The organism is Nocardioides albidus, assembly GCF_006335005.1.
GTDB lineage: Bacteria > Actinomycetota > Actinomycetes > Propionibacteriales > Nocardioidaceae > Nocardioides > Nocardioides albidus.
Window position 1 is genome coordinate 81,462 of record NZ_VDMP01000015.1, and the last position, 6,362, is coordinate 87,823.

Here is a 6,362-nt window from a genome sequence, read left to right on the forward strand (position 1 = left end):
AAGCCGGAGGTCGATCAGATCCGAGCGACGCCGTCTCGTCGTGCGGCGTCCGCCACAGCGGCCGCCACCGCGGGGCCGACCCGCGGGTCGAACGGCGACGGGATGACCAGGTCCTCGGCCAGGTCGTCGCCCACGAGCGCGGCGAGCGCGTCGGCGGCGGCGACCTTCATGCCCTCGGTGATCGCACTGGCGTGGACGTCGAACGCACCCCGGAAGATGCCCGGGAAGGCGAGCACGTTGTTGATCTGGTTGGGGAAGTCCGAGCGGCCGGTCGCGACGACGCGGGCATGCCGGTGCGCCACGTCGGGGTGCACCTCCGGGTTCGGGTTGGCCATCGCGAAGATGATCGCGTCGTCGGCCATGGTGGCCACGACCTCCTCGGGCACGGTGCCGCCCGAGACGCCGATGTAGACGTCGGCGCCCTCGAACGCCTCCGCGAGCGTGCCGCGGCGACCGCAGCGGTCCGCGGTGAGCTCGGCGAGCGCCTTCTTGGAGGAGGTCAGGTCGGTGCGGTCGGAGCTCACGACGCCCTTGCGGTCGGTGACCGCGATGTCCTTGACGCCGGCGGCGAGCAGGATCTTCGCGATCGCCACACCTGCCGCGCCGGCGCCGGAGATGACCACCCGCGTCGACTCGGCGGAGCGCCCGGTGAGCTTGAGCGCGTTGACCAGGGCGGCCAGGGTCACCACGGCCGTGCCGTGCTGGTCGTCGTGGAAGACGGGGATGTCGAGGGCCTCCTTGAGGCGGTCCTCGATCTCGAAGCAGCGCGGCGCGGAGATGTCCTCCAGGTTGATCCCGCCGAAGCTCGGCGCGAGCCGGACGACGGTCTCGATGATCTCCTCGACGTCCGTGGTCGCCAGGCAGATCGGGATGCCGTCGACGCCGCCGAACTGCTTGAACAGGACGGCCTTGCCCTCCATCACCGGCATGGCGGCGGCGGGGCCGATGTCGCCGAGCCCCAGCACCGCGGTGCCGTCGGTGACGATCGCGACGGTGTTCGGGACCCATGTGTAGTGCCGGGTCAGCGCGGGATCGGCGGCGATCGCCTCGCACACCTCCGCCACTCCGGGGGTGTAGGCCAGCGACAGCTGGTCGCGGGTGCTGACGTCGGCCGTGGGTACGGTCTCCATCTTCCCGCCGAGGTGCAGATCGAAGACCGGCTCACCCGCGCGCGGGTGGGAGGAGGGAACGACGTCAGCCACGATCGTCCATCCTTTCACACCGTCTCCCGGCCCCGACCGGGTGTCCGCCCACGGATCCGACTCGTCGGCCCCGAAGCGGCCGGAACGAGTCACAGGGGCCGCGGCCGCGGCCACACCCGGGCCCGTACGACGCCCGCGACCTCCGTGTCCGGCACAGGCCCCCGGTGCCGGGAGTCCACGCCCTCGTGCGGGTTGTCGCCGCGCAGCCACCATCCGCTCCCTCGCCGCTCGGCGACGCGCTTGACCACCAGGGTGCCGTCGGCGAAGCGCGCCACCACGATGCGACCGGGCCGCACGCGGGCGCCGTACACCACCAGGAGGCGGTCGCGCGGGCGCAGGGTGGGGCGCATCGAGTCGCCGCGGACCACCGCGATCCCGATCCGGGGAGTGCTCTTGCGGGGGGCCCGACCTCCCGTTGCCGCGCGGATCATGGCGAGTAGTGTCGCAGTCAGCACGTTCCCACCCACTGATCATCAGAGAGGACCCACATGTTCTCCCGTCTCACCGCGCGCCTCGGCACGGCGTTCGCCCCCACCGTCGAGGTCTCCGCCCACTGCGACCTGCCCTGCGGCGTCTACGACCCGGCCCAGGCCCGGATCGAGGCCGAGTCGATCAAGGCCGTCATCGCCAAGGCCCTCGACAGCGACGACCCGGACTTCCGGACCCGCGCCATCCTGATCAAGGAGCAGCGCTCGGAGCTCGTCAAGCACCACCTGTGGGTGCTGTGGACCGACTACTTCAAGCCCCCGCACTTCGAGGCCTACCCGCAGCTGCACACGCTGGTCAACGAGGCCACCAAGCTGGCCGGCGCCACCGGCACCAAGGGCACGCTCGACCCGGCGAAGGCCGACGAGCTGCTGGCGAAGATCGACGAGATCGCCGAGATCTTCTGGGCCACGAAGAAGGCATGATCCGAAAGAACTAGTCACTCCGGGCCGAAGTGCCCAGAGCCTCGGGCCGCACGTCCATTTCGGGCGTGCGGTCCGTGCTTTTCACCCCAGAAGTCTTCACCTTCACCTAGCGTGACGGCACGTCGGGCCGATCGTTTGTCCGACTGAAATCGCCTGCCGACCAGGGAGCATTTGGGTCGGGGGGAACCCACACCACCCGGAGGGAGAAGACGCGATGCATCGCGCCCTTTTCAAGATGTTCATCGGCCTTGCGGTTGCGCTCGGCCTGACCTTCACGACGGCATCCGTCGCGTCGGCCACGCCCGCCGCACCCGCGGCACCCGCGGCCACCACGTCCTGCTCGACGGCGCAGAGCGCTGCCGTGGCGGCGGTCAACGACTACAACGCGGCCAACGCCAACGCAGTCGCGGCCGACAAGAAGGTCAAGAAGCTCAAGAAGAAGCTCAAGAAGGCCAAGAAGAACCACGCGCCGGCCAAGAAGATCAAGAAGCTCAAGAAGAAGCTGAAGAAGGCGAAGAAGGCCCGCAAGGCCGCCAACGCCCGCCGCGACCAGGCGGCCGCCACCAGCGCCACGAAGATCACCATCTACCGCAACTGTGTGACGACCACCCTGCCGTCGAGCCCGGCGAGCCCGATCCAGGCGCTGTGCGACGCTGTCCCGCAGCTGCAGCCGGTCTGTGACGCGCTCGCTGGTCTGCCGGGCATGGACGGTGCCTCGTTCCAGATGCTCTGTGACGCCTTCCCTGAGGCGCAGCCGCTGTGCGACGCCCTCGCGGGCGGCCTGGACCCGGCTCAGCTTGCCGGTCTGGTCGACACCCTCCGCGGCGTCCTGACCGGCCTCGGCCTGGGCGACGTGGTCGTCGCCCTCGACCCGGTCCTCGACGGCGTGGACATGCTCCTCGACACGATCGCCGGCGGCGTCCCGTCGGGCGGCCTGCCGACCGTTCCCGGCGGCACCCCGCTCGACCCGATCCTCTGCGGCATCCTGGGTCTGTGCTGATCGCAACCAGCTGAACCACCTCTGAACAGGGCCCCGGGACCAACGTCCCGGGGCCCTGTTTCGCACCCCGACTCCGGAGAGTCCTCACCAAAGGACTTAGGGTGACCGGCGAACCGGGCATCCCAAGCGCCCGGTACCACCACCGGTCGTCGCGGAGGGGACACCTCGGCGCCCGGGACTAGCTCAAGGGAGACACCCGCATGCACCGAGCCCTGCTCAAGATGATCCTCGGCGTCGCCGTCGCACTCGGCCTGACGCTCGCCGCCGCCCCGGTGGCCTCGTCCGCACCCGCCGTGGCCGCTCAGGCCGCGCCCAGCTGCACGATCCAGCAGAACGCCGCCCAGGGCGCCCAGGCAGCGCACAAGGCCGCCGACGCCAAGGTCGCCAAGCTGAAGAAGAAGATCAAGAACCTCAAGAAGCGGATCAAGAAGGCCCAGCGCCTCCACCAGCGGGCCAAGGTCGTCAAGCTCAACAAGAAGCTGACCAACAAGCGCACCAAGATCCGCCAGGCCCGGCTCTTCCGGGCCAAGCTCGCCACCGTCGTCGCCGCGACCTCGGCGGCGTACCTGTCCTGCCAGCAGGGCCAGGTCTCCCCGATCCCGGCCCCCGGCGACAAGGACAACCTGCTCGACTACGCCGGCGACCTGCTCGACAGCATCGGTCTCGGCGACCTGGTGCGGACCCTCGGCCTCCAGGCCGTGCTCGACCTGCTCGACCAGGCCGGCCTGCTCGACCTGCTGGGTCTCGGCGACCTGCGCAACTGACCGCTCCCGGTGGCGGACGGTGCCCGTTCCCAACCCGTCCGCCACCGGTCCGGCCATCGCCCCGGCCCTCGGAGTAGGGTCGTGCCGACCCGGTTCCCACGCCTACCCCGGAGGATGCGGCATGTCCGAGACGAGCAGCCCTGCTGTCGGCGGTACGACGGCCGCCGGCCGGCCCGACGAGGTCGAGCTGCGGCTGCCGGCCGACGGCGCCTACGCCTCCGTCCTGCGCACGCTCACCGCCGGCCTCGCCGCGCGGCTCGACTTCACGATGGACGACATCGAGGACCTGCGCATCGCGGTCTCCGAGGCGGCCGCCATGGTGCTCGACGAGGCCGACCCGGACGCGGTCCTCGAGTGCCGCTTCGAGCTCGCAGGCAACGCGCTCGCCCTGACCATCACCGCCCGCGCGCAGGCGCCGAGCGCCCCCGACTACGAGAGCTTCGGCTGGCAGGTCCTCGCGACCCTCGCCGACGAGGCCGCGATCGACGCGGTCGCCGGGCGCTACGCGGTCCGCCTCCTCGTTCGGTCGTCCCTGGCGTCATGACCACCGACCTGTCTCGGGGCGGCGGTGCGAGCGGAGTGCCGAGGAACGTCGAGCTGACCCGCCGCCGCAGCGCCGAGCTCTTCGTCGTCCTCCGCGACGAGCACGCCTCCCAGGCCGAGCGCGACGTCGCCCGCGACTCCCTCGTGCACCTGCACCTTCCCCTCGTCGAGCACTGCGCCCGCCGCTTCCGCAACCGCGGCGAGCCCTACGAGGACCTCGTCCAGGTCGGCACCATCGGCCTCATCAAGTCCGTCGACCGCTTCGACACCGAGCGCGGGGTCGAGTTCTCGACGTACGCGACGCCGACGATCATCGGCGAGATCAAGCGCTACTTCCGCGACAAGGGCTGGGCGATCCGGGTGCCGCGACGGCTCCAGGAGCTGCGGATGCAGATCAGCGCCAGCACCGCGGAGCTCACCCAGTCGCTCGGCCGCTCCCCCACGGCGCGCGAGCTCGCCGAGGCGATCGGCTGCTCGGTGGAGGAGATCGTCGAGGGCCTCGAGTCCAGCAACGCCTACTCCACGCTCTCCCTCGACGCGAGTGACGACGACTCCGACGGCGGCACCGGCCAGAGCATGCTCGACGCGCTGGGCGTCGACGACGAGGCGCTCGAGCACGTCGAGATCCGCGAGTCCGTCAAGCCGCTGCTGGAGAACCTGCCGGCGCGGGAGAAGAAGATCCTGCTTCTGCGGTTCTTCAAGAACATGACCCAGTCGCAGATCGCCGAGGAGATCGGCGTCTCCCAGATGCACGTCTCGCGGCTGCTCACCCGGACCCTCGCCCAGCTCCGCGAGTCGCTGGAGGCCGAGAGCTGAGGCGGTCTCACTCGCTCTCGGGCCGGTCCTCCAGGGCTGCGAGGGTGTCGGGATGGACCATCGCGGCGACCACCATCACGGCCACCGCAGCCAGGCCGAGGGCGACGAGGACCTGCTCCCGCAGGTTCCAGGCGAGGCCGAGCACGATCAGCTGGGTGATCAGCACCGGCCCCCTCGCCCAGCCGTGCCGGCGCCCCAGCGCGAAGGCCGCACCGACCAGGACCACGCCGTACGCCGCGAAGAAGACCGCCGTCGACAGACCGAAGCCCAGCCGGTCCGAGGACACGCTGGCCACCTCGAGCACCGACAGCAGGATCAGCACCAGACCCTGGACGCCGGCCACCGAGGCCGCTACGGTCAGCGGCGGCGGGTTGCTCCCCCAGGAGCCGCTCGGCTGGTCGGACGGGTGCTCGGTCGGCCCTTCGGTCACCGCCGCAGCCTAGGCGGTCGGTGTCCAGCATCTGGTTGTGACCCAACGAACCACCCGAATTGCTTGATTCGCGAGGCAATCCTTGGAAACCTTGCCGAAGCGATCGTGAAGCCGTTCACTATTGCGGCTTCATGCGTGCCCGGACCCGGGCACCCCCAGTCGAAAGAAGAGGGCATCCCCACCCATGGATTGGCGACACCGTTCCGCATGCCTCGACGAGGATCCGGAGCTGTTCTTCCCGATCGGCAACACCGGACCTGCCATCCTCCAGATCGAGGAGGCCAAGGCCGTGTGCCGACGCTGCGACGTGCGCGAGCAGTGCCTCGCGTGGGCGCTCGAGGCGGGGCAGGACCATGGCGTCTGGGGAGGCCTGAGCGAGGACGAGCGTCGCGCGCTCAAGCGCCGCAACGCCCGGGCCCGCGTCCGCACGCCGGTTTGATGGCGCGAGCGACGTCGCTCGTTCCTCGCGCCGCGCTGCCGCGCACGCGGTTGGCTTTCGTAGGTCCCGCCTCCGCCTGGCGGCCACCCTGTCGGCTCGCGGAAAGACTCGGCTCCTCCGCTCCGGTCGCTCGTCCCTCGCTCCCTCCGCTGCGTCGCCCTCGCTTCCCACGATGACCGACCCGTGGGGTGGATTGGCGCGAGCGCGCGCGGCTGACCCGACCGACAACGTCATACGAACCGAGGGCTCCAACCCAC

General features: G+C 70.6%; 9 protein-coding genes. 6 read left to right on the plus strand and 3 right to left on the minus strand.

All coding sequences use genetic code 11. The annotated features are described in order from the left end of the window. Positions 1 to 14: 14 nt before the first annotated feature. Together FHP29_RS03190 and sodX are read right to left on the minus strand one after the other, a co-directional pair. On the minus strand, positions 15 to 1,205 hold the full coding sequence (locus FHP29_RS03190; RefSeq protein WP_420813382.1) for an NAD(P)-dependent malic enzyme: 1,191 nt from the start codon (positions 1,203 to 1,205) through the stop codon (positions 15 to 17). 86 nt (positions 1,206 to 1,291) lie between these two features. Continuing rightward, a complete protein-coding gene (gene sodX, locus FHP29_RS03195) occupies positions 1,292 to 1,633 on the minus strand; it encodes a nickel-type superoxide dismutase maturation protease (RefSeq protein ID WP_139621421.1) in 342 nt (113 codons plus the stop codon). Positions 1,634 to 1,690: 57 nt separating this feature from the next. On the opposite strand from sodX, the gene sodN reads away from it, so the two are divergent. The 5 genes from sodN to FHP29_RS03220 all read left to right on the plus strand — a co-directional run bounded on the left by sodN (position 1,691) and on the right by FHP29_RS03220 (position 5,236). Next, on the plus strand, positions 1,691 to 2,113 hold the full coding sequence (sodN, locus tag FHP29_RS03200) for a superoxide dismutase, Ni (RefSeq protein ID WP_139621422.1): 423 nt from the start codon (positions 1,691 to 1,693) through the stop codon (positions 2,111 to 2,113). Between the two features lie 214 nt (positions 2,114 to 2,327). Beyond that, positions 2,328 to 3,113 carry a hypothetical protein gene (locus tag FHP29_RS03205; protein ID WP_139621423.1) on the plus strand — a complete coding sequence of 262 codons (786 nt, stop codon included), beginning with the start codon at positions 2,328 to 2,330 and terminating at the stop codon, positions 3,111 to 3,113. A gap of 200 nt (positions 3,114 to 3,313) precedes the next feature. Then, the gene (locus FHP29_RS03210) at positions 3,314 to 3,877 is read left to right on the plus strand and encodes a hypothetical protein (protein WP_139621424.1); all 564 of its coding nucleotides are present in this window, start codon (positions 3,314 to 3,316) and stop codon (positions 3,875 to 3,877) included. Positions 3,878 to 3,998: 121 nt separating this feature from the next. Continuing rightward, positions 3,999 to 4,421 (plus strand): ATP-binding protein, encoded by a 423-nt coding sequence (locus FHP29_RS03215; RefSeq protein WP_139621425.1) that lies wholly within the window; start codon positions 3,999 to 4,001, stop codon positions 4,419 to 4,421. Beyond that, positions 4,418 to 5,236, plus strand: coding sequence for an RNA polymerase sigma factor SigF (locus FHP29_RS03220; protein WP_139621426.1), 819 nt, complete (start codon positions 4,418 to 4,420; stop codon positions 5,234 to 5,236). The genes FHP29_RS03215 and FHP29_RS03220 overlap by 4 nt, the downstream gene beginning before the upstream one ends. 7 nt (positions 5,237 to 5,243) lie before the next feature. Here FHP29_RS03220 and FHP29_RS03225 read toward each other — a convergent pair whose 3' ends face one another. After that, positions 5,244 to 5,666, minus strand: coding sequence for a hypothetical protein (locus FHP29_RS03225; RefSeq protein WP_139621427.1), 423 nt, complete (start codon positions 5,664 to 5,666; stop codon positions 5,244 to 5,246). A gap of 184 nt (positions 5,667 to 5,850) precedes the next feature. Between FHP29_RS03225 and FHP29_RS03230 the strand changes: the two genes are divergently transcribed. After that, positions 5,851 to 6,105 carry a WhiB family transcriptional regulator gene (locus tag FHP29_RS03230; RefSeq protein ID WP_038678054.1) on the plus strand — a complete coding sequence of 85 codons (255 nt, stop codon included), beginning with the start codon at positions 5,851 to 5,853 and terminating at the stop codon, positions 6,103 to 6,105. Positions 6,106 to 6,362 lie beyond the last annotated feature (257 nt).